The sequence below is a fragment of the Sphingomonas asaccharolytica NBRC 15499 genome (assembly GCF_001598355.1).
Lineage (GTDB): Bacteria > Pseudomonadota > Alphaproteobacteria > Sphingomonadales > Sphingomonadaceae > Sphingomonas > Sphingomonas asaccharolytica.
Genome location: NZ_BCYU01000003.1, coordinates 1 through 19,165, shown reverse-complemented (window position 1 = coordinate 19,165; position 19,165 = coordinate 1). Strand labels below are relative to the sequence as shown.

Below are 19,165 nucleotides of genomic sequence, written 5' to 3'. Positions count from 1 at the left end.
CGACAGCAAAGCCGGAGGAAATCCCGATGGGCACGTTCGCACTTGAAACAAAGATCGCCGGCCATCGGCGTGACCCCATTCTCACCGCGCCGATGCTGGCGCTATGCGGCACGATCGCGATGGCGATGGGCAGCTTCTATCTGTTGCTGTCGGCCGTGCCGGCGCATGCCGCCGTTTTGGACGGCGAACTGGCCGCAGGATCGACGACCGCCGCACTGATGGCGACGACGATCGTCGGGGAAGTGATCGCGCCGCGGTTGATCGCGCGGCTGGGCCGCCGCTTGGCGACCGCCATCGCGTTGCTGGTGCTCGCGCTGCCCGCGCTGGTCGCCTTTTCGAACGACGTGACTATCGTGTTGGCGAGCTGCGCGGCGCGGGGGCTTGGCCTTGGCGTCCTCCTGGTCGCAGCATGCGGACTTGCCGCATCGTTGGCGCCGGCGAGCCGCCGCGCCGAGGCGATGGGCATTTATGGACTGGCATCGGCGCTGCCGGCGATCCTAGGCGTACCGCTCGGGCCCTGGGCGCTGGCGGCGTTCGGCCCCATCGTAACGGCAAGCATTGCCGCCGCGATGGGGCTCGGGGCATTGGCTGGACTCGCGGCCTTTCCCGGCCGGGTGGCGCCTGCGGATGGACAGCACCAACCGCATGCCCTTCCTGCGCTCCGTGTCTCGGCATGGCCGGCCGGTGCCCTGGCGATCGGCGCGATTGCGGTGGGCGCTACGATCACCTTCCTGCCGCTGGCGCACCGCGAAGTCGCTGTGACGACGATCATGCTCGCCTTGCTGCTGCAGGGCATCGCCTCCGCTGTCGCGCGGTTGGCGACGGGCCGTTCGATCGACCGTCACGGCCCGAAGAAAGCAATAATTGCAGGCGTGGTAAGTACCACTGCAGCGATGTTCTGCCTGGCCTTGCCAGGTGATGCGGCGGTGATCGCGGGCATGGTCGGCAGCGGCGCCGCGTTCGGCGTGTTGCAGAGCGCGACGCTGACGCAATTGCTGCAACGTGCCGCTCCGACCCATGCGGACGGCGTCAGCGCGGTGTGGAACGCGGCTTATGACGCCGGGCTGGGCCTGGGAGGGCTCGGGATCGGGGCATTGGCCGCCGCCGGCGGATATGCCGCCGCTTTCGCGATTGCCGCGATCGGCCTCGCGGCGATTGCGTGCATCATTTTCCTGATTTGCGAAACGCGGAGGGGGTCATGTTGAGACGCGACCTTTTGCGCGCGGCAGCCGCGTTGACGGTCGCCGCGGCCGTCTCGACCGTTCCGCCAGCCCAAGGGAAGAAGATCATGACGAACAAGGGACAGTATGTCGCAGTCAACGGGATCGAACTCTATTATGAAAGCCACGGCGCCGGTACGCCGCTGATCCTGCTCCATGGTGGCCTGGGGACGATCGATGCCATTTTCGGGCGCCTGCTTCCGGCCCTCGCGGCCAAACGGCGAGTGATTGCAGTGGAGTTGCAAGGGCACGGCCATACCGCGGACAACGGTCGGCCAATGACCTATGAAGCGATGGCCGACGACATCGCGGGGCTGATCGCGGTGCTCGGATTGGGCCGGGTCGACGTTGCGGGCTATTCGGTGGGCGGCGGAGTCACCTTGCAGCTCGGCCTGCGTCACGCCGACAAGGTGCGAAAGCTGGTCGTCATTTCTGCACCGCATGCGACCGACGGCTGGTTTCCCGAAGTGTTGGCCGGCACCCAGGCGATGGATGGCGAGGCGATGAAGGGATCCAAATGGCACCAGGCCTATGAGAAAGCGGCCCCACGCCCGCAGGATTGGCCGCTGCTCGTGCGCAACGTTTCACGGTTGATGTCGTCGCGCTACGACTGGAGCGATGCGATCGCCAACGGTGTGAAGGCACCGATATTGATGATCGGTGGCGACGCCGACAGCGTTCGTCCCGCGCATGCCCTTGCGCTTTTCGAATTGATGGGCGGCGGCAAGGCAGACGGTTTCGCGAAGGGGCGCAGCGCGTCCCGCTTGATGATCGTGCCAAACGCCAATCATCTCGACATTCTCGATAGCGAGCTCCTGCCCCCGGCTATCGAGGCCTATCTGGAGAGCGATACTGCCATGACGCCGCCATTCAGCGTGTCGTCCTGACTAGCGCGCGACGGGCAAAGATGATCGCGACGCGTTTGCCCACTAGCCTTCCGTCGGGTCGAGGATGACGCGGATCGTCGGCAGTGCCTGGGCGCGCGAATGGCGATTGATCGAGGTCAAGCAGTCTTCGAGCGTCTCGAAGAGTGCCGCATGGCGGGTTGTGCCTGAGCGTGCGAGGCGTCGCCAAGCCCAAGCTATACGGAAGCGTCCGCCAGCCAAGACGGCCTTGGCCGGGAATACTTCGTAGCGGGAACGAGCGCGCTTCATGCCGTCGACAACCCGGCGCCGGCCGACCCGTTCCCGCGGTAATCGATCGTTAGGGACGATTGTGTCGAAATCTGCCGAACAGCTTGCGAGCAGCGGTCGATCGCTGCTCGATCAGATCATCGACCGACCACCGGCCGGCACCTCCAAGGACCAACGTCGCGAGGCCCGCGAGGTAGAGCAGGTCGGTTTCATAGCCCGGCTGGCCGAAATGCGCGCCGCCTCCATCGACCGACTGCAGCTTGATCGAGCTGAACCCGTTGGGGAGATGCACGGTGAAGATAGCAACCAGCAGGACGATAGCCATCGGAACGCTGGCAAATGCGACGAACGCACCCAATAGAATCGCCACACCGCCGATCATCTCGACCAGAACCGCCCCCCAGGCGAGCAGATCGGGAAACGGCATGCCCAATGCTTGGAGAATTTGGGCGAAGGCGCCGACGCCGCGCCCCAGCTTGGCCTGGCCGTGTTCGAGGAAACCGTATCCGACGATCAGCCGGAGCGGAATCGGCGCCCAGCGCGCGGAAAGCCCGCGGGTCGTCGCGGCGTAGAGGTTTGTGAGCATGCTATCCCTCGTCGATTGCGCGACAGGTTCGAAGCGGGCCGGCTCGGGGTTACATCGGCGGTCTGGCTCGCCATCCGCCAGGCGTAGCTTGAGCCATGGGTATCAATCCGACATAGGCGGCGGCGATCGAGGTTGTGGCGGAGCGACAATGATGCGGGAAATCGGTGTCGGCGTGATCGGCTATGGCCTTGCAGGCCGGGCATTCCATGCTCCCTATATCCGCGCCACGCCCGGCATGGCGTTGCGGGCGATCGTCACACGCGATCCGAAGAAGGTGCAGGCCGACTTGCCCGATATGCGTGTAGTGCCCGATGTCGCGGCGCTGCTGGCCGAACCCGGTATCGACCTCGTCGTCGTCGCCAGCCCCGATGCTCTTCACGCCGAGCACGCGATCGCGGCACTGGGCGCCGGTAAGCATGTGCTGATCGACAAGCCGTTCGCCGCCAACCTGGCCGATGCGCGCCGCGTTGCGGTGACCGGCGAAGCGGCGGGCAAGCAAGTGACGATATTCCAGAATCGCCGCTGGGACGCGGATTTTCGAACGCTGCAGCGGCTGATCGCGGAAGGTGCGTTGGGCGAGATCGTCCAGCTGGAAAGCCATTTCGATCGTTGGCGCCCAGCGCCGACCGGCCTGTGGAAAGAAGCGCGCGAAGGCGGTGCCTGGCTCGACCTGGGGCCGCATCTGGTCGACCAGGCGCTGGTGCTGTTCGGGCGACCCGAAGGAATCAGCCTCGACCTGGCGACCTTACGCGACGGCTCGCCGTCGCCCGATTATTTCCATGCCGTGTTGCGTTACGAGAAACGCCGCGTGATCCTGCACGCCACCAAGCTTGCCGCGCAGTACGGTCTGCGCTTCGCGGTGCATGGCACACGCGCGAGTTGGATCAAGCATGGCAGCGATCCACAGGAAGCCGCCACGCTCGCCGGTCGCGCGCCGGGAAGCGGCGATTGGGGACTCGATCCGATCGAAGGCACGCTGACGATCGGCGAGGACGGCGCCACCTTATCCGTACCCAACGAACGTGGCGATTATCGGATGTTCTGGCTGGCGCTCGCTGCCGCGATTCGCGGCGACGGGCCAAACCCGGTTCCGCCGAACGAAGCGATCGCGGTGATGGAAATGCTCGACGCCGGCCTGCGCAGCGCTGCCACCCGGGCCGAGGTCGCGGTCTAAGCCGCTCGCGCCCTGCCCTCCTCGATATAGGTCGACTTGGGCCGGATCAGGCGTCCGGTCAGCGCCTGTTCGCGGGCATGCGCGATCCAGCCGACGACGCGGCCCATCGCGAAAACGCCGGTGAAGCTTTCCTTGGGAAAGCCGACTGCTTCGAGCAGCAAGGCGGTGTAGAATTCGACATTGGTTTCGATGACGCGGCTTTGCTTGCGCTGGCGCAAGGCGACGAGCGCGATGCGTTCGACCTGCTCGGCGAATTCCAATCGGCCACCGACACGGTCGAGCATGTGGAGGGCCGCCTTCAAGGCATCGGCGCGCGGATCGCGAACACGGTAGATGCGGTGGCCGAAGCCCATCAGCCGTTCGCCGCGATTGAGTGCGCGGTCGATCCAGGTCTGTGCGTCTCCTTCCGCCGCGATACCGTCGAGCATTTCGCTCACCGGGCCGGGCGCGCCGCCATGGAGCGGGCCCTTGAGCGCGCCCAGCCCCGCCAGCACAGCCGACGTCAGCCCGGCCTGGGTCGACGCGACGACGCGCGACGCGAAGGTCGACGCGTTGAGGCCGTGGTCGCTGACCGTCACCAGATAGGCGTCGAGCGCCGCACCGCCGGTATCGCGGCCGAGCATCCGTACTACGTCGTCGGCATGGCCGCGGGATGGACCGGGTGCGATCGGGTCCTGTCCTGCAGATTGACGGAGCAAGGCGGGAATCAGCACTGCGGGTGCTGCGATCAGGCGCAACGCGTCGTCGAGCGTAACGCCGTCCGGCATCGGCGCGAGCGCCGCGCGCATTGCATCATAAACGGATAGCTCCGCCAGCAGCGGCAGTAACGGACGGGCGCGCTCGAACGCGTCGGCACGCGCCTGCCCCAGCATTGCGGCCAAGCGATCGGGATTGGGCAGGTCGTCGAAGAAACCATCGAATAGCAAATGCACGACCTGTTCGAACGTCCAGCGGCCCGCCAGTGCTTCCAACGGATGGCCGCGGATGATCAGCCGCCCTGCCTCACCATCGACATCGGACAGCACCGTCTCCGCGGCGACGACATCTTCCAAACCGCTATTCATCAGCCGAACTCCCTTGACGTGACGCAGCTCAGATGGTCTCGTCGCGATTGCGAATCAATCTTGATCAAGTGAATCAATCATGCAGGAATGGCTTTCGCGCGACGAGGCGCTGGTCACGTTGGGAGTCCGACCGCAGACGCTCTATGCCTATGTCAGTCGCGGCTTGATCGAGCGCCGCGCCGACGCGGTCGATCCGCGGCGCAGCGAATATCGCGGCGACGACATTCTGGCGCTGACCAAGCGGCGCGCGCGGGGGCGGCGCACCGCGTCGATCGCGGCATCGGCCATGGCGTGGGGCGAGCCAGTGATCCCGACGCGGATTTCGACCGTGGCGCACGGGCAACTGGTCTTTCGCGGGCGCCGTGCGACCGAACTGGCCGATCACGCGACGTTGGAGGAGATCGCCGCAATGTTATGGGAACAGCCAGTGGCGGTGTTTCCGGCGGCGGCTGGCGATGGCGATCCCTTCCGCGCGTTGGCGGCGCTGATCGCGGGCGCCAAGCCGATGATCGGACGAGCGCCCGCCAAACTCGCTCAGGAAGCGTCCGTAGCGGTCGCGGCGATCGCCGGCACGTTTGGTGCGGCGGGCGACGGAGCGATACACGAACGGCTGGCGCGTGGCTGGTCGCTCGATGCGACGGGCACCGACCTCGTTCGACGCGCGCTGGTGCTGCTCGCGGACCATGAACTCAACCCTTCGACCTTTGCGGCGCGGATCGCTGCGTCGACCGGAGCGCCGATGGCGGCGTGCCTGATGGCGGGACTGTCGACGTTGTCGGGGCCGAAACATGGCGGTGCCGGCGCCGCACTCAGCGCACTCGCGGCGGAGGCCAAAGCGAACGGCGTCGATATGGCGGTGGCCCGGTGGTTGGCAGCAGGCCACGGTTTGCCGGGGTTCGGCCACCCACTCTATCCGCATGGCGATCCGCGCGCCGCCGCCCTGTTGCCGCTAGTGACGCTGGATCCCATGCTGACCGAACTGCGCAACGCTGTCGTGGATGCAACCGAGGCGCTGCCCAATATCGATTTCGCCTTGCTTGCGATGACGGTCGCCGCTGACCTGCCTGCCGACGCGCCGTTCCGGCTGTTCGCCACCGCGCGCGGGGTAGGATGGGCGGCGCACGCCATCGAACAATCGGCCAGCGGTGCGGTGATCCGGCCACGAGCCCGGTATCAAGGATTGACGACCGACGCTCTTGGGAACGGTCACTAAGCGAACATAGAAATGGGGCTCGGACCGTGTCGTCCGAGCCCCACCCTTACGCTTACCGCTTGCTCAGTACGTGCCCGAGAAGCTGCGGTTGAGGATGCGGCCGTCGCCGCCTTCCTCCTGATCGCGGCCGGCGCTGTCACCGCCGAAGAAGGCGCTTCGCTCTTCGTCGCGCCAATGCGCCTTGGCTTCCTCGGCCGTCTTGCGCACGATTACCTTGTCGTCGACCCGGTCGATCCAGCGCGACGGGATCGAATGATGGCGCCCGCCAGCGTCGGGATCGCTCTTGGTCAGGAGAATGCGATCCCCACGCACCTTGTCGACCGTGCCGATATGCTCGCCATCGGAACCGACCACGTCCATATGCTCGGTGACGCGCTGCAGGCTCGATCGCTGGGTCTGGCGTTCGTTGCGCCAGCTGCCGAATTCGTTGGAAAACCGCTGCTGGTTCTCACGGCGATATTCGTCATAATCGCGGTCGAGCGCGGCGATCTGGCCAGCGCGCCAGCTGTGATAGTCGTGGTCGCCACGATAGCCACCATCGCCGCCATAACGCTGATCGTAGCGCTGGTCCGCTTCGCGCCGACGCTCGGCCTCTTCGTCGCCGAACCACGATCGCACCTCGTCGCCGGCACGTGCGAAGAAGTTGCGGTCTTCATAGCTATAGTCGCGTGGATCGCGATCATATCCACGGCCCGCGCCCGCGTTGCGCCGGCCGCGATACGTGTCTGGCCGACCGTAATCGCGATCGTCGTCGCGGCGGCCGATATCGGAGAAGCGGTCGGACGCGTAGCCGCCACGATAGCGTGGACCGGAGCCATAATCGTATCCGCGATTGGCGAAGTTCGGGCTGCGGCCCTGACTGTAATAGCCGCGATCGTAATCGTCGCGATCACGATCCGGGCCACGGCGCGGGCCGATCATGCCGGCGGCCTCATATTCGCGCGCGCTTGTATAGGTGTGGTCCTGGCCGGAGCCATAATCGCGGCCGTAATCGTCGTCGCCGGGTGCGTAATAATCGCCTTGCAGCGAATTGCCGCGGGGGTAGCGTTCATATGCCATCTGGCGGGTCCTCTCATCGCGTTTGGACGGCGGGCGCGGAAAGGGGGGACCGCGCCCGCCTGCCCTCTTAAACGGGACACAAAGCCCGCCAGTTCCGCGATTCAGCGGCCACTTGACGCAGGTTAACGAGGTTGTCCGGCGGCTCGGCGCGACCCGTTCGACCAACGCGGCAAACCGCGTGTTGCAAAGCCGGAAAATGGTCGCTAGAGGCTCGCGCTCCCAAGGGCGGAAGCGCTCTTGCGGCGTGGGCGGGGCTGTAGCTCAGATGGGAGAGCGCTGCAATCGCACTGCAGAGGTCAGGGGTTCGATTCCCCTCAGCTCCACCAGCCGCCCATGTCAGATCGGATGCTCAGCATCAGCGTAGCTAGACTACCGCACGTGCGGGCGATCTCCATAACATTGCCACCGTCGGCGCTTCCTCTTCGAGCGCTTGCAATCGATCGTACCACGGCCCGATGTCGTGCGCGGCCGGCGAAAACCCTTCGAACTGCAAGCGCGCGGCTATCCAGCGCGTGCGCAGGCTTTCCAGCTCTGTCCAGATCGCGCCGATCACGCCGCTGGCTCGCGGTTCTCGCTGCCAGACATTGACCCGTCCCGTTTCGATCGTTTCCCAAACGAGCAGGCCGATTTCGTCGGCGATCAGCCGGTCGACCGAGGGACGCCGGGTACACAGATCACGTAGCCTCTCCGCTATCGGAATCAGGGCGCGAGCCGCATCGATCAACGCCGCAACCGCCGGGTCACCAGTCCAGCAATCGATCGCGAGCAGACGTACGCTTTCGGGATGGAGGTCGGGCGAGAGCTGAAGAGCGGCAGGCGGCAATTATGGCTCTCCACGACGAAAGACGGCGAGCGGCATAAATGGGACATATTGTCCAACTATTCAACATAGGGATTGGCGAATACCGAATCCGAGGCACGGTGATATGATGGACAATCTGGCCAAATCAGCCGTGTTTTCGTAAATCCCTACTCCGTTGGTCGGCGCGCCATTTTTCGATCATATGCGGACCGGGTACGTCAGGATAAGGCCCCTTCCCAGCCACGCGCCGTCCGGTGAGAAGAAACTCAACCGACACGCCCGTGATCAAGGCAAATTGCTCCATCAGCGCGTGGGGCATCGGCGTGCGCGATTCGTATTTGCGATAGCGTTCGGCCGGCACGCCGAGCAGAGTCGACATCTGTCCAGCCGTCATCCCCCTGAGCTGGCGGAGCGCTTTCACCCTAGCGATGTAAAGAGCATCGAACTCCTCGGGCGTGATCGGATCGGTCATGGACAAATTGTACCATGACATCGCCTCATATCAAACCACCAATTGACGATTGATATGTTGGACAATATGTCCAATTTCTTGTCGATGACCAGCCCTGCTCGCTCCGCCCGCTCTAGCCAATCGCCAAAGGACGGGCCGCAAACGAAGTGCGCGGAATGTGGATGCCCGCTCTGCGACCATCCCGATCCGATCTACGGCGGCATTGTCCCCGCATCCCTCCGGCCCACGCCGACAACCGAAATGCAAACCGGATAGCCGCCGCGCCGGTCAAATCAGACACCGAATTTATCAGGAGAAAAGACGTTGGCGGATAGCAATCCGAAGATCCGGCGGGCGAGCCCGCGCGCTGAGAGTGGCGCGGAAGACCGGCTCGCGATGATCCGCGCCAGTGCCGCACGACGATTGGCCGCGCTCCCACAACGCGAGCAGCAGCCCGATGCTGCCCACCGTCTCGCCGCCGCGCTGCACCGGCGCGAGGAGTCGGAACGACGGCACGAGGCAATGATCGCGCGGTGGCGGCACAAGAATGAAGGCACGCCGGAGACGCACGAAAAGGCGAACGCGCTGCCCGAGCGGCGGCGGCAATCGCCGCTCCACCGGATGGAGCGGCTGGGCAAGATCAGCGCGGACGAGCGCGCCGCGGCCCAAGAGATTGCCGACGTGGCAGAGCGCATCCGGCGCGCCGGATCGATACGGTCGGTATCGCTGGAAACGCGTGTCGACTTCGCCAATTCGGGGCGAGATCAGCTGGTCGAATCGTTGAAACGAATACGGATGGAGGTCGCCTATCGCGCATGGTGCGAGGCAATCCCACGGCCGCGGGCGATGGTGCTCGACATGGTCCTGAGCGACCAGTCGTTCGTGCAACTGGCGCACGCGCATGGGATGCAATGGCGGACGGCACGCAAACGGCTGATCACAGCATTGCGGATGTGGCCCGAGATGGCGTCGGCAGCGCGACGGGATGTGGACCGCGAGGATGTCGAGACGGTGTACGCTCGGCTGGGTGCGGGCGAGCTGCTGGGAACGCAACGGTAACTGGGCCGACATTGTCCGGCGCGTCACGAGAGGTCGTCACCAGACCGCCCCGCAGAGCGATCGCCTGACTTTTCGTGCTGAATTTTTGGGAGTGCGCGGCGGACATATCTCCCCCGCACTTTCGAGATATAGTTGGCAAGGCCCTTGCTTCAAGACCCGCCCTTTGCCGTAAAGCCCCTGCCCCATCGATTCGCAGGGAGACGCGATATGCGGGCGGTATCATCTACTTATGACTTGCGTGAGGACGCCGATACGAAGGCGATCGATCATTCGATTGTGATTTGCGGCGCCGGGCCGACCGGGCTGATGCTGGCCGGCGAACTGGCGCTGGCGGGCGCCGATGTCGCGATCGTGGAGCGGCGGCCCGACCAGAAACTCGCAGGGTCGCGCGCGGGCGGGCTACACGCTCGATCGATCGAGTTGCTCGACCAGCGCGGCATTGCCGATCGGTTCCTGGCCGCTGGTGAAGCGATGCAGGTCACGGGCTTCGCGCTCACCAGGCTCGACATCAGCGACTTTCCCACGCGGCACAATTACGGACTGGCTTTGTGGCAGAACCATATCGAGCGCATCCTGGCCGAATGCGTCGAGGAGCTTGGGGTGCCGACCTATCGCGCACGCGACGTGGTCGGGTTCGTCGAGGATGAAATGGGCGTCGACATCGCGCTGTCCGACGGGAGCTCACTGCGGACCGGCTATTTGGTCGGATGCGATGGCGGCCGCAGCCTGATCCGCAAGGCGGCGGGGATCGACTTTCCGGGGTGGGATCCCACCATCAGCAATCTGATCGCAGAGGTCGAGTTAGACGAGGAACCCGATTGGGGCATCCGCCGTGACGCGATCGGGCTGCATGGGCTGAGCCGAATGGACGACGGCAAGACGGTGCGCGTCATGATCACCGAGCAGTGGGCCGGGCGTGCTGGTGATCCGGGACTCAGCGACCTGAGCGAAGGACTGATCGCGGTCTATGGGACCGATTTCGGCGTGCATAATCCGAGTTGGATTTCGCGCTTCAGCGACATGACGCGGCAGGCAGCGACGTATCGCAAGGGCCGAATCTTGCTGGCCGGCGATGCGGCGCATGTCCATTCGCCTGACGGGGGCCAGGGCCTCAACATCGGGTTGCACGATGCCGTGAACCTGGGATGGAAATTGGCGCGCGTCGCCGCAGGGACGGCGCCCGAGAGCCTGCTCGACAGCTATCATGCCGAACGTCATCCGGTCGCCGCGCGGGTGCTGCGCAATACGATGGCGCAAGTCGCCCTGCGGCGCGCGGACGAGCGCACCGGCGCTTTGCGCGAGATCGTCGCCGAACTGCTGGACATGGACGAACCGCGCCGGCGGATCGCGGGGATGATGTCGGGGCTGGATGTGCGGTACGATCTTGGCGAAGGCCACGCGCTGCTCGGGCGGCGGATGCCGGACCTCGACCTGGTCAGCGCTGACGGCCCGATGCGGGTGTTCGGCTTGCTGCACGATGCAGGACCGGTGCTGATCAATCTGAGCGAGCCGGGCGCGATAGACATCTCGCCCTGGGCGGATCGGGTAAAGCTGTTGGACGCGAGCTATGCAGGCATTTGGGAGCTGCCGGTGATCGGCGTGGTGCCCGCCCCGACTGCAGTGCTGGTCCGGCCCGACGGGCATGTTGCCTGGGTTGGAGATGGCAATGACGACGGGCTGGGTGAGGCGCTGACGACTTGGTTCGGGCCGCCGGCGATCGCCTAGCTCATCGGATGGAGGGGCGGCGTCAGCCGTCCCTCCGCTCACCCAAGAAAATAAGAACAAAACGTGAAAACTTCTTGACTGCCACGAAAAAACGTGTATGTAGCAATCATCCAATTTTGCGTTCGACCGAGACGACGTCGCGCAGTTTTCTCGCAGAAAATCCACCGATTCCGCGACACTCATTCGGCAACGTCCGAACGTTGCCGTAGCGGGGTGTTACGGCACGTCGGGCGGATAGCGATCGGGTGGAGTTCGGATGGCGGAACGGAGGCGTGCGGGGTCGGGAACATCGACCAGGGGCGCTATCAATACCACCGGCCCAGCCTCGCCCGCGACGGCGCCCGCTCCCAAAGGTGCGCATAAGAACGGACGGATAACGATCGAAATTACCGACGCGATGCGTGCCGACGTGCGACGCTTCGCCGAGATCGGGACGCCTTATGCGATCATCGCGCGGATCATGGGAATGAGTACAACGACGTTGAAACGCCGGTGCCGCACCGAGCTGGATGCGGGCGTCGAAGTGGCCAATGCGCGGATCGCGCTGACCTTGTTCGAGACCGCGATGAACGGGAACACCACGGCGATGCTGTGGTGGGAGAAGACGCGCGCAGGGCGGCGCGAGGGTTCGGCGCCCGATCCGCATGGGATCGGCACGCGCGCTACGGAGGTGATTACGCCTGATATGTCGGCGCGCGAGGCGGCGGAACGCTATCGGGAAGAACTGGGGTGACGGCGGTTTCCGCGCCGGCCTCTCCAACCTGGCCGCCAGACTATATCGCTGAGCTGATCGCGCGGCAGCATCGATTGCGCCGGCTGAAGGCGGACGCCGGGCTGCGCGCCGGGTTGGCCGAGCGATATCGCAATGATCCGGCCGGGTGGATCGCGCATTGGGCAGTGACGTACGATCCGCGCAAGGCGGCGAGCGATGAGCCGCCGGTGATGCCGTTCGTGCCCTTTCTCCGCCAGATCGAGATGATCACGTTCCTGCACGCCGCTGTCGACCAGCAGCAGAGCGGGTTGATCGAGAAAGCTCGCGACATGGGCGCGACGTGGCTGGCCTGCGCCTTCTCGGTATGGCTGTGGTTATACCGGCCGGGTGCCGCTGTGGGCTGGGGTTCCCGCAAGGAGCAATTGGTCGACAAGATCGGCGATCCCGACAGCATTTTCGAGAAGATGCGGATAATCGTCCGCCACCTGCCGCGACTGATGCTACCCGCCGGGTTCGATCCTCGCGACGATATGCCGAGCATGAAGATCGTCAACCGCGCAACCGGCGCCACGATCACCGGCGAGTCTGGCGACAATATCGGGCGCGGCGGGCGCAAGCTGATTTATTTCAAGGACGAGAGCGCGCATTACGAGCGGCCCGAGAAGATCGAGGCGGCATTGGCCGATACGACCAATGTTCAGATCGACATGAGTTCGGTCAACGGACCCGGCAACGTGTTCCATCGCCGGCGCGAAAGCGGCGTCGAATGGGCGCCCGGGGCGGTACTCGTCACCGATCGGGTCAATGTGTTCGTGATGGACTGGCGCGACCATCCGGCCAAGGACGCCGCCTGGTATGCCGGGCGGCGGGCCAAGGCGGCGGCGGACGGACTGCTCCACGTCTTCGCGCAGGAAGTCGATCGCAATTACACCGCCGCGATCGAGGGAATCATCATCCCCGGCGATTGGGTGGCGAGTGCGATCGACGCGCATCTGGTGCTGGGGTTCGACGACGACGGAGCGTGGCGCGCGGGGCTCGATCCGGCCGATGAAGGCGGCGACCGGCACGCGTTGGCCATCGCCAAGGGATCGGTCGTGCACTCGGTCGACGATTGGGGCGAAGGCGATGTCGGCAAGGCGACGCGGCTGGCGGTCGACCGGCTGCGCGGTCGAACGGTCGCGCTGCAATATGACAGTATCGGCGTCGGCGCAGGCGTGAAGGCGGAAGCCAATCGGTTGCGCGATGAGGTTGACGCGGACGGGCAAGCATTGTTGCCCGCCGAGATCACCTTCCGACCGTGGAATGCCGGGGCATCGCCACTCCGGCCCCGCGAACACGTCGTGCCGGGGGATAGCGAGACGCCGGTCAATGGCGATTTCTATGCGAATTTGAAGGCGCAGGCGTGGTGGCAATTGCGGCTGCGCTTCGAGCGCACGCACAAGGCAGTGACGGCGGGCGAGGTCTACGACCCCGCCGACCTGATCAGCCTGCCACGCGATATGCCGGGGCTGGCGTCGCTGCGGAAGGAATTGAGCCAGGCGACCCGCGCGGTGAACGGCGCGCTGAAGCTGGTGGTCGACAAGAAGCCGGACGGCACCAGGTCGCCCAACAAGGCCGATGCGCTGGTAATGGCGTTTTGGCCGGCGGAGGACGCGGTGGCGTCGGCGGGGTTCCTGGATTTGGTGCGGACCGCGAACGCCGCGGGGAATACCGGTATCGGCACGTAACCCGTTGTCGCCAATCGACCCAGCCTTTAGGCTGGAATTCTGCATGCCGTCAGACACCCTTCCACTTCACGTAGCCTTCAGCCCCTCTTTTGCGGGGTCGTTGCGGGTGGCGCTCAAGGAAGCGGGCCGCGAGGACCGCGTTGTCTGTACGTTCGACGATCTGGCATTGGGTCCGATTGCCTCCGACGATGCCAACGAACGCGCGGCGTGGTTCGATACAGAACTGGGTCTCGAAGATTGGCGGGAGGTGATCGACCGCGGTGATGACGTGCTGACCGCGTCACGATCCGCAGTCGGTGAAGTCGTCGCCTGGTATTCGCCGAACGTCGCACCGATCGTCGCGGGTTTCCTGTGGTGGCTGTCGCAGATCGGTGACCGGCCTTGCTCGATCGTCCGGGCGAACAGTCTACCGCTGCTTCAAGACCCCAAGGTTGCGGCGCTATTTGGACGGGAGATTCCGTTATCGGACGGGGATCGCGCTGCTTATCGCGCTCGCTGGGAACAATTGCGAAATGAGAATGCGCCGCTCAGGATCGTCGAAGGCGGCGACTTGGTATCCGCGCCGATCGATCATTTCGACGCCGCGTTGATCGCGAACGTCAGTGGCGAATGGCAGAGGATGGCGAGGATCGTCGGCACGACATTGATGGATCAGTCCGAGACCGGTGTCTATCAGACCAGCGACCTGTTGCTGCAGGCCCGTTTGGTCGCGCTGGCCGAGCGCGGCGACCTCGATTGGCGCGGCGAATTGTGGTGGATGCACAAATGCGAGCTGCGACTGCCTAATTCGAGCACGGCCTGAGCCTATCTCCGGTGCGTTCGGAACGCAACCTTTTTGATGCGGAAGATCGGACCGTCGCGGCGGCCATGCCGCGACGCTCTGCCTTTCCATTCCTTACCAGCTGAAAACCGGCGCCGCACGCGCCCAGAGGAGAACCAGATGCCCAAGGGCGGCACGCAGGCGAACATCACCTATAGCTGGGGCAATTCGAGCAACGAGAATGCATGGGGTCCGTTTTCCCCCGGTTTTCCACTCACGCCGGTCGTCCAGCAGCCGGTGCGTGGGTATGACTTCAAGCCCAATATCAACGCCACTTTGCAACCGCGCGCCTATGAGCAGACTGGCTTTCCGGCGCTGCGCGCTTTCGCCAATGTCGAACTGGTGCGGCTGGCGATCGAGACGCGCAAGGACCAAGTCGAGCGGCTCGACTGGCAGATCAAGCCGGTCGACGGCGCGGCCAAGGTCGCCGATGATCCGCGTATTGCCGAGCTGACGCGGTTCTGGCGCAAGCCCGATGGCGTCACGCCATTCGCGACCTTCATGCGGTCGAGCCTGGAAGACCTGCTGACGCTCGACGCGCCGGCGTTCGAGAAACGGCGCAACCGCAGTGGCAAGCTGATCGCGCTGGAGATCGTGCCGGGCGATACCATCCACCCGATGGTCGACGATACCGGGCGACGGCCGCGCGGCTCGACCGACGTCGCCTATCAGCAAGTGATCAAGGGCGTCGTCTGGGCAAACCTGACCAATGCCGACCTGCTCTACGCGCCGCGTAACGTGCGGCCGCATCACCTCTATGGCTTCGGGCCGGTCGAGCAGATCGTCGTCACGATCAACACCATCCTGCGGCGTCAGGCCGCGCAGTTGAGCTATTTCACCGAAGGTAATGTCCCGGCGGGCCTGCTCAACGCGCCGGAGGGATGGGACGCAGCGAAGATCCAGGAATTGCAGCAATGGTTCGATGATCGGATCGCCGGCAATGCCGCCGAGCAGAACAAGCTGATCTGGGGTCCGCACGGATCGCAATTCACCGCGTTCAAGGCGGCGCCGATCAAGGACGAGTTCGACGAATGGCTGGCGCGGATCGTTGCCTTCGCCTTCTCGCTGCCCCCTACCCCGTTCGTGCGCCAGATGAACCGATCGACCGCGATGGAGGATCAGGAGCGGTCGCTCGAGGAAGGACTCGAGCCGCTGCAATTGTGGATGAAGCGCTGGATCGACGACGTAATCCAGATCGAGTTCGGTTATGCCGACCTGGAATTCTCGTTCGTCAAGGCGACGAGCATTGATCCCCAGGTGCAGTCGGAGATCGATGACCGTGATCTGCGCAACGGGTCGAAGACGATCGACGAAGTGCGACATGCGCGCGGGGATGATCCCCTGTCCGATGGATTGGGCTCGCAGCCGATGATCTACACGACTCAGGGGGCCGTGCTGATGGAGCGCGTCCTCGTCCCGCCATCGCAACTGAGCGCCGCGGACAGCTGAGCCCGCATCATCGAACACTTAGTCGAACTCCTGCTCGCCGCTGCCGCGGTGCGTCCGTTCACGTCCATCGAAAGGAAAGCCATCGCATGACGCGGTTTCGCCAGTTCGGCGCGATCACCAAGATCGAGGATCAGGAAGACGGCACGATCAGGGTCTGGGGCGTGGCCTCGTCCGAGGCGCGCGACCAGCAGGGCGAGACGATCACCGCCGAAGCGATGAAGGCGGCGCTGCCCGACTACGAGCGCTTCCCGGCATTGCGCGAGATGCACGAGCCTAGTGCCGCCGGGCGCGTGGTCGAGGCCGATGTCGATGATCATGGCATCACGCAAATCTGCGCGCATGTCGTCGATCCGCTGGCGATCACCAAGGTGCGCGCGGGCGTCTATGCCGGCTTTTCAATCGGCGGGAAGGTGCTGAAGCGCGACACTACCGACCGCAGCGTGATCACCGCGCTGAAGCTGGTCGAGATCAGCCTGGTCGACAGCCCCTGCAACCCCGACGCCGTCATCAACATGTGGAAGGCCGATATGGATTATGTTCCGACCAGCGACGAAGTGGTCGCGAAGGCCCGCCAGCTGGCCGACGACGCGGGGTCGCGGCGGTACAAGGACTTCCTGTTCAAGGCGCGTGAACGGCTGATCGCCGCGGCCTTGGCGAGCGATCTGGACGACGATGATAAGGACGATCAGGACGAGGATCGCGACCGGGATGCGGAGGCGGCCGACGCCCATGACAACGACGATGCTCCCGCCGCTGATGTCGACCGTGGCAAGCCGGAGGATCAGGACAAGCAGCCCTCCGCCAAGCCGCGACCGAAACCGAAGTCAGCCGACCAGGGAGCCGATAGCGATGCCCACACGGATACTTCCGACGCGCCGCGCGACAGCGACGCTCCGGCCGATACCGACGACGACGCACCGCCGCATAAGCCGAAATCCAAGCCAGCGCCCGGCAACAAGGATCGCGTAAAGCGCGTCGCGGCTAGCGGAGATGGCATCGACAACGACGACACCGGCAACGATGATGCTGGGGCTGCCCGAGCCGATGCCGATCGCATCCAGGCTGCGCACGATCACCTCGTCGCGCTGGGTGCGCAGTGCCGTAAAGACAATTGCGGCGACGCGGATCAGCCGCCGTCCAATGCCACCGCGCGCCCTGGCCCACAGGCAGCGCCGCCCGTTCCCGATCCTGAGGAAGACACCGAGAAGCTGCGCCGCGGCGACACGCTGGGCGACGCCATGATGGCCGACCTGGCCAAGCGCTTCGGCGATACGATCACGATGCTGAACGCGACGATCGGCGATCTGACCAAGCGTCTGGAACGGGTCGAGGCGGAACCCGCCGCACCCCGGACCGCGGCCGGCCCGCTGCGCGCGGTGAGCAAAGCCGAGGATGCCTCGCCCAATTCCGCCAATGGCGCATCGGCGATCAGCGCCGATGACCTGAAGAAAGTGATCGACACCCTGCCCGAGCAGGAGCGCGGCCAGTTCCTGCTGCGCATCGCCTTGTCCAATCCCACTCTGGTTCACGCGGCCCGCGCAGTCGCCTGACCCCGTTGCCCGCGCCATCGCGCCCGGGCCTCACTCCTGCGCCTATCCAAAGGACGGATAGCAATGACCAATTTGACTCCCGACGAGATCAAGAAGTCGCTCGTCTCCAGCCTGTCGAACCCCGACGAGAATATTTCGCGCGCGATCATGCTGATGGCGGGCGGACGTCCCGACATGGTCGAGAAAGCCATTTCGACCGGCACCGGCCTGGTTGCCTATGACCTGCAGGCGCCGGCCAAGAACCTCTATCCGGTCAACACGCCGATCATCAAATCGCTGCCGCGCGTCGGCGGCGGGGGCGGCACCGCGACCAACTGGAAGTCGGTCACCGCGCTGACCGGCTCGGGCTTCGACAACACGCCCTGGGTGCCCGAGGGACAGCGCGCCGGGCAGATGGCCTACACGACCGCCGATCGCGCGGCGCCGTATCGTACGCTGGGCGAGGAAGACCAGGCGACGTTCGAAGCGATCTCCGCCGGCCGCACGTTCGAGGACATCAAGGCGTCGATGACGCAGCGCCTGCTGCAGAAGACGATGCTGAAAGAAGAAGCCGGCGTGATCTTCGGCAACGCCTCGCTGGCGCTCGGCACGCCGAGCGCGCCGACGTTGAGCGCGGGCGGTACCGGGTCGACCCTGTCGGGATCGGTGACCTATTCGGTGATCGTCGTCGCGCTGACGATGGAAGGCATGCGCAACAGCACGCTGTCGAACGGTGTCGCGACGTCGAAGTCGGTGACCGGCGCCGACGGCAAGAGCTTCTCTATCAACGGCGGTTCGTCGATGAAGTCATCTGCTGCAAGCCAGGCTACGACCGCCGGCCAGGCATTGTCGTGCAGCGTCCCGGCGATCCAGGGTGCGGCGGGCTATGCCTGGTTCGTCGGTACCGCCGGCAGCGAGAAGCTCGAGGCGATCAGCTCGACCAACAGCGTCGTCTTCGCCAAGCCGCTTGCCGGCACCGGCCAGGCGGCGAGCGCGGTCAGCGCGGATTGCTCGACCAACTCGACCGCGTTCGACGGTTTGCTGACTACCGCGCTGAAGCCGGGGTCGGGCGCATACGTCAATTATCTCGCCACCGGCACGCCGGGCGCGGGCACGACCCTCACCTCTTCGGGTCAAGGGTCGGTGACCGAGATCGACGTGATGATGCAGTCGATGTGGGACAATTATCAATGCTCGGTCGACGTGCTCTACGTGAACAGCCAGGAGCAGCGGAACATCACCAAGAAGGTGCTGGCGTCGGGCACCGCTTCGCTGCTCAATTACTTCCAGGATCCGAAGGCGGGCGAAGTCGCGCTGACCGCCGGCGGCGTGGTCGAATATTATTACAATCCGTACCTCAACAAAAAGATTCCGATCCGCCTGCACCCCAACGTATCGGCGGGGACGATCCTGGGCTGGGCCGGCGACCTGCCGGTCCAATA

General features: G+C 64.9%; 17 protein-coding genes and 1 tRNA gene. 13 read left to right on the top strand and 5 right to left on the bottom strand.

Annotation, left to right across the window (positions count from 1 at the left end):
• Positions 1-26: 26 nt before the first annotated feature.
• Complete coding sequence (locus tag SAS01S_RS01195) at positions 27-1,205, top strand: MFS transporter (RefSeq protein WP_066803558.1); 1,179 nt, start codon at positions 27-29, stop codon at positions 1,203-1,205.
• A complete protein-coding gene (locus tag SAS01S_RS01190) occupies positions 1,199-2,107 on the top strand; it encodes an alpha/beta fold hydrolase (RefSeq protein WP_066803555.1) in 909 nt (302 codons plus the stop codon). The genes SAS01S_RS01195 and SAS01S_RS01190 overlap by 7 nt, the downstream gene beginning before the upstream one ends.
• A gap of 316 nt (positions 2,108-2,423) precedes the next feature.
• On the opposite strand, the gene SAS01S_RS01180 is transcribed toward SAS01S_RS01190, so the two are convergent.
• Complete coding sequence (locus tag SAS01S_RS01180; RefSeq protein WP_066803549.1) at positions 2,424-2,939, bottom strand: HvfX family Cu-binding RiPP maturation protein; 516 nt, start codon at positions 2,937-2,939, stop codon at positions 2,424-2,426.
• Positions 2,940-3,087: 148 nt separating this feature from the next.
• On the opposite strand from SAS01S_RS01180, the gene SAS01S_RS01175 reads away from it, so the two are divergent.
• Entirely contained in the window at positions 3,088-4,113 is a 1,026-nt protein-coding gene (locus SAS01S_RS01175) for an oxidoreductase (RefSeq protein WP_066803547.1), read from the top strand.
• Here SAS01S_RS01175 and SAS01S_RS01170 read toward each other — a convergent pair.
• Complete coding sequence (locus SAS01S_RS01170) at positions 4,110-5,177, bottom strand: citrate synthase/methylcitrate synthase (protein ID WP_066803545.1); 1,068 nt, start codon at positions 5,175-5,177, stop codon at positions 4,110-4,112. The genes SAS01S_RS01175 and SAS01S_RS01170 overlap by 4 nt on opposite strands.
• Before the next feature lie 79 nt (positions 5,178-5,256).
• On the opposite strand from SAS01S_RS01170, the gene SAS01S_RS01165 reads away from it, so the two are divergent.
• Positions 5,257-6,390 (top strand): citrate synthase, encoded by a 1,134-nt coding sequence (locus SAS01S_RS01165; protein WP_066803543.1) that lies wholly within the window; start codon positions 5,257-5,259, stop codon positions 6,388-6,390.
• A 63-nt stretch (positions 6,391-6,453) separates the two neighbouring features.
• Here SAS01S_RS01165 and SAS01S_RS01160 read toward each other — a convergent pair whose 3' ends face one another.
• Positions 6,454-7,449 (bottom strand): DUF2171 domain-containing protein, encoded by a 996-nt coding sequence (locus SAS01S_RS01160; protein WP_066803541.1) that lies wholly within the window; start codon positions 7,447-7,449, stop codon positions 6,454-6,456.
• Between the two features lie 250 nt (positions 7,450-7,699).
• Here SAS01S_RS01160 and SAS01S_RS01155 point away from each other — a divergent pair.
• A tRNA-Ala gene (locus tag SAS01S_RS01155) sits at positions 7,700-7,775 on the top strand.
• Positions 7,776-7,813: 38 nt separating this feature from the next.
• On the opposite strand, the gene SAS01S_RS01150 is transcribed toward SAS01S_RS01155, so the two are convergent.
• Both SAS01S_RS01150 and SAS01S_RS01145 read right to left on the bottom strand, forming a co-directional pair.
• Entirely contained in the window at positions 7,814-8,272 is a 459-nt protein-coding gene (locus SAS01S_RS01150; RefSeq protein ID WP_066803539.1) for a hypothetical protein, read from the bottom strand.
• A 124-nt stretch (positions 8,273-8,396) separates the two neighbouring features.
• Entirely contained in the window at positions 8,397-8,723 is a 327-nt protein-coding gene (locus tag SAS01S_RS01145; RefSeq protein WP_066803537.1) for a helix-turn-helix domain-containing protein, read from the bottom strand.
• A 303-nt stretch (positions 8,724-9,026) separates the two neighbouring features.
• Between SAS01S_RS01145 and SAS01S_RS01140 the strand changes: the two genes are divergently transcribed.
• The 8 genes from SAS01S_RS01140 to SAS01S_RS01105 form a co-directional block, all read left to right on the top strand.
• The gene (locus SAS01S_RS01140; RefSeq protein ID WP_066803529.1) at positions 9,027-9,761 is read left to right on the top strand and encodes a hypothetical protein; all 735 of its coding nucleotides are present in this window, start codon (positions 9,027-9,029) and stop codon (positions 9,759-9,761) included.
• Positions 9,762-9,968: 207 nt separating this feature from the next.
• Complete coding sequence (locus SAS01S_RS01135) at positions 9,969-11,486, top strand: FAD-dependent monooxygenase (protein WP_066803526.1); 1,518 nt, start codon at positions 9,969-9,971, stop codon at positions 11,484-11,486.
• A 256-nt stretch (positions 11,487-11,742) separates the two neighbouring features.
• The gene (locus SAS01S_RS01130; protein ID WP_157082614.1) at positions 11,743-12,219 is read left to right on the top strand and encodes a hypothetical protein; all 477 of its coding nucleotides are present in this window, start codon (positions 11,743-11,745) and stop codon (positions 12,217-12,219) included.
• Entirely contained in the window at positions 12,216-13,925 is a 1,710-nt protein-coding gene (locus SAS01S_RS01125; RefSeq protein WP_066803521.1) for a hypothetical protein, read from the top strand. Before SAS01S_RS01130 ends, SAS01S_RS01125 begins: the two co-directional genes overlap by 4 nt.
• 43 nt (positions 13,926-13,968) lie before the next feature.
• Positions 13,969-14,727: a DUF3658 domain-containing protein gene (locus SAS01S_RS01120; protein WP_084238379.1), complete on the top strand. Its 759-nt coding sequence runs from the start codon at positions 13,969-13,971 to the stop codon at positions 14,725-14,727.
• Between the two features lie 138 nt (positions 14,728-14,865).
• A complete protein-coding gene (locus SAS01S_RS01115; RefSeq protein WP_066803516.1) occupies positions 14,866-16,194 on the top strand; it encodes a phage portal protein in 1,329 nt (442 codons plus the stop codon).
• An 86-nt stretch (positions 16,195-16,280) separates the two neighbouring features.
• Positions 16,281-17,744: an HK97 family phage prohead protease gene (locus SAS01S_RS01110; RefSeq protein ID WP_066803513.1), complete on the top strand. Its 1,464-nt coding sequence runs from the start codon at positions 16,281-16,283 to the stop codon at positions 17,742-17,744.
• Between the two features lie 63 nt (positions 17,745-17,807).
• On the top strand, positions 17,808-19,165 hold a 1,358-nt coding region (locus tag SAS01S_RS01105), incomplete at its 3' end, for a hypothetical protein (RefSeq protein ID WP_066803510.1).

What these genes read in the sequence shown, in the direction of transcription:
- SAS01S_RS01195 (WP_066803558.1), top strand. Translation starts at nt 27, where the DNA reads ATGGGCACGTTCGCACTTGAAACAAAGATCGCCGGCCATCGGCGTGAC.
- SAS01S_RS01190 (WP_066803555.1), top strand. Translation starts at nt 1,199, where the DNA reads ATGTTGAGACGCGACCTTTTGCGCGCGGCAGCCGCGTTGACGGTCGCC.
- SAS01S_RS01180 (WP_066803549.1), bottom strand. Translation starts at nt 2,939, where the DNA reads ATGCTCACAAACCTCTACGCCGCGACGACCCGCGGGCTTTCCGCGCGC.
- SAS01S_RS01175 (WP_066803547.1), top strand. Translation starts at nt 3,088, where the DNA reads ATGATGCGGGAAATCGGTGTCGGCGTGATCGGCTATGGCCTTGCAGGC.
- SAS01S_RS01170 (WP_066803545.1), bottom strand. Translation starts at nt 5,177, where the DNA reads ATGAATAGCGGTTTGGAAGATGTCGTCGCCGCGGAGACGGTGCTGTCC.
- SAS01S_RS01165 (WP_066803543.1), top strand. Translation starts at nt 5,257, where the DNA reads ATGCAGGAATGGCTTTCGCGCGACGAGGCGCTGGTCACGTTGGGAGTC.
- SAS01S_RS01160 (WP_066803541.1), bottom strand. Translation starts at nt 7,449, where the DNA reads ATGGCATATGAACGCTACCCCCGCGGCAATTCGCTGCAAGGCGATTAT.
- SAS01S_RS01145 (WP_066803537.1), bottom strand. Translation starts at nt 8,723, where the DNA reads ATGACCGATCCGATCACGCCCGAGGAGTTCGATGCTCTTTACATCGCT.
- SAS01S_RS01135 (WP_066803526.1), top strand. Translation starts at nt 9,969, where the DNA reads ATGCGGGCGGTATCATCTACTTATGACTTGCGTGAGGACGCCGATACG.
- SAS01S_RS01130 (WP_157082614.1), top strand. Translation starts at nt 11,743, where the DNA reads ATGGCGGAACGGAGGCGTGCGGGGTCGGGAACATCGACCAGGGGCGCT.
- SAS01S_RS01120 (WP_084238379.1), top strand. Translation starts at nt 13,969, where the DNA reads ATGCCGTCAGACACCCTTCCACTTCACGTAGCCTTCAGCCCCTCTTTT.
- SAS01S_RS01115 (WP_066803516.1), top strand. Translation starts at nt 14,866, where the DNA reads ATGCCCAAGGGCGGCACGCAGGCGAACATCACCTATAGCTGGGGCAAT.
- SAS01S_RS01110 (WP_066803513.1), top strand. Translation starts at nt 16,281, where the DNA reads ATGACGCGGTTTCGCCAGTTCGGCGCGATCACCAAGATCGAGGATCAG.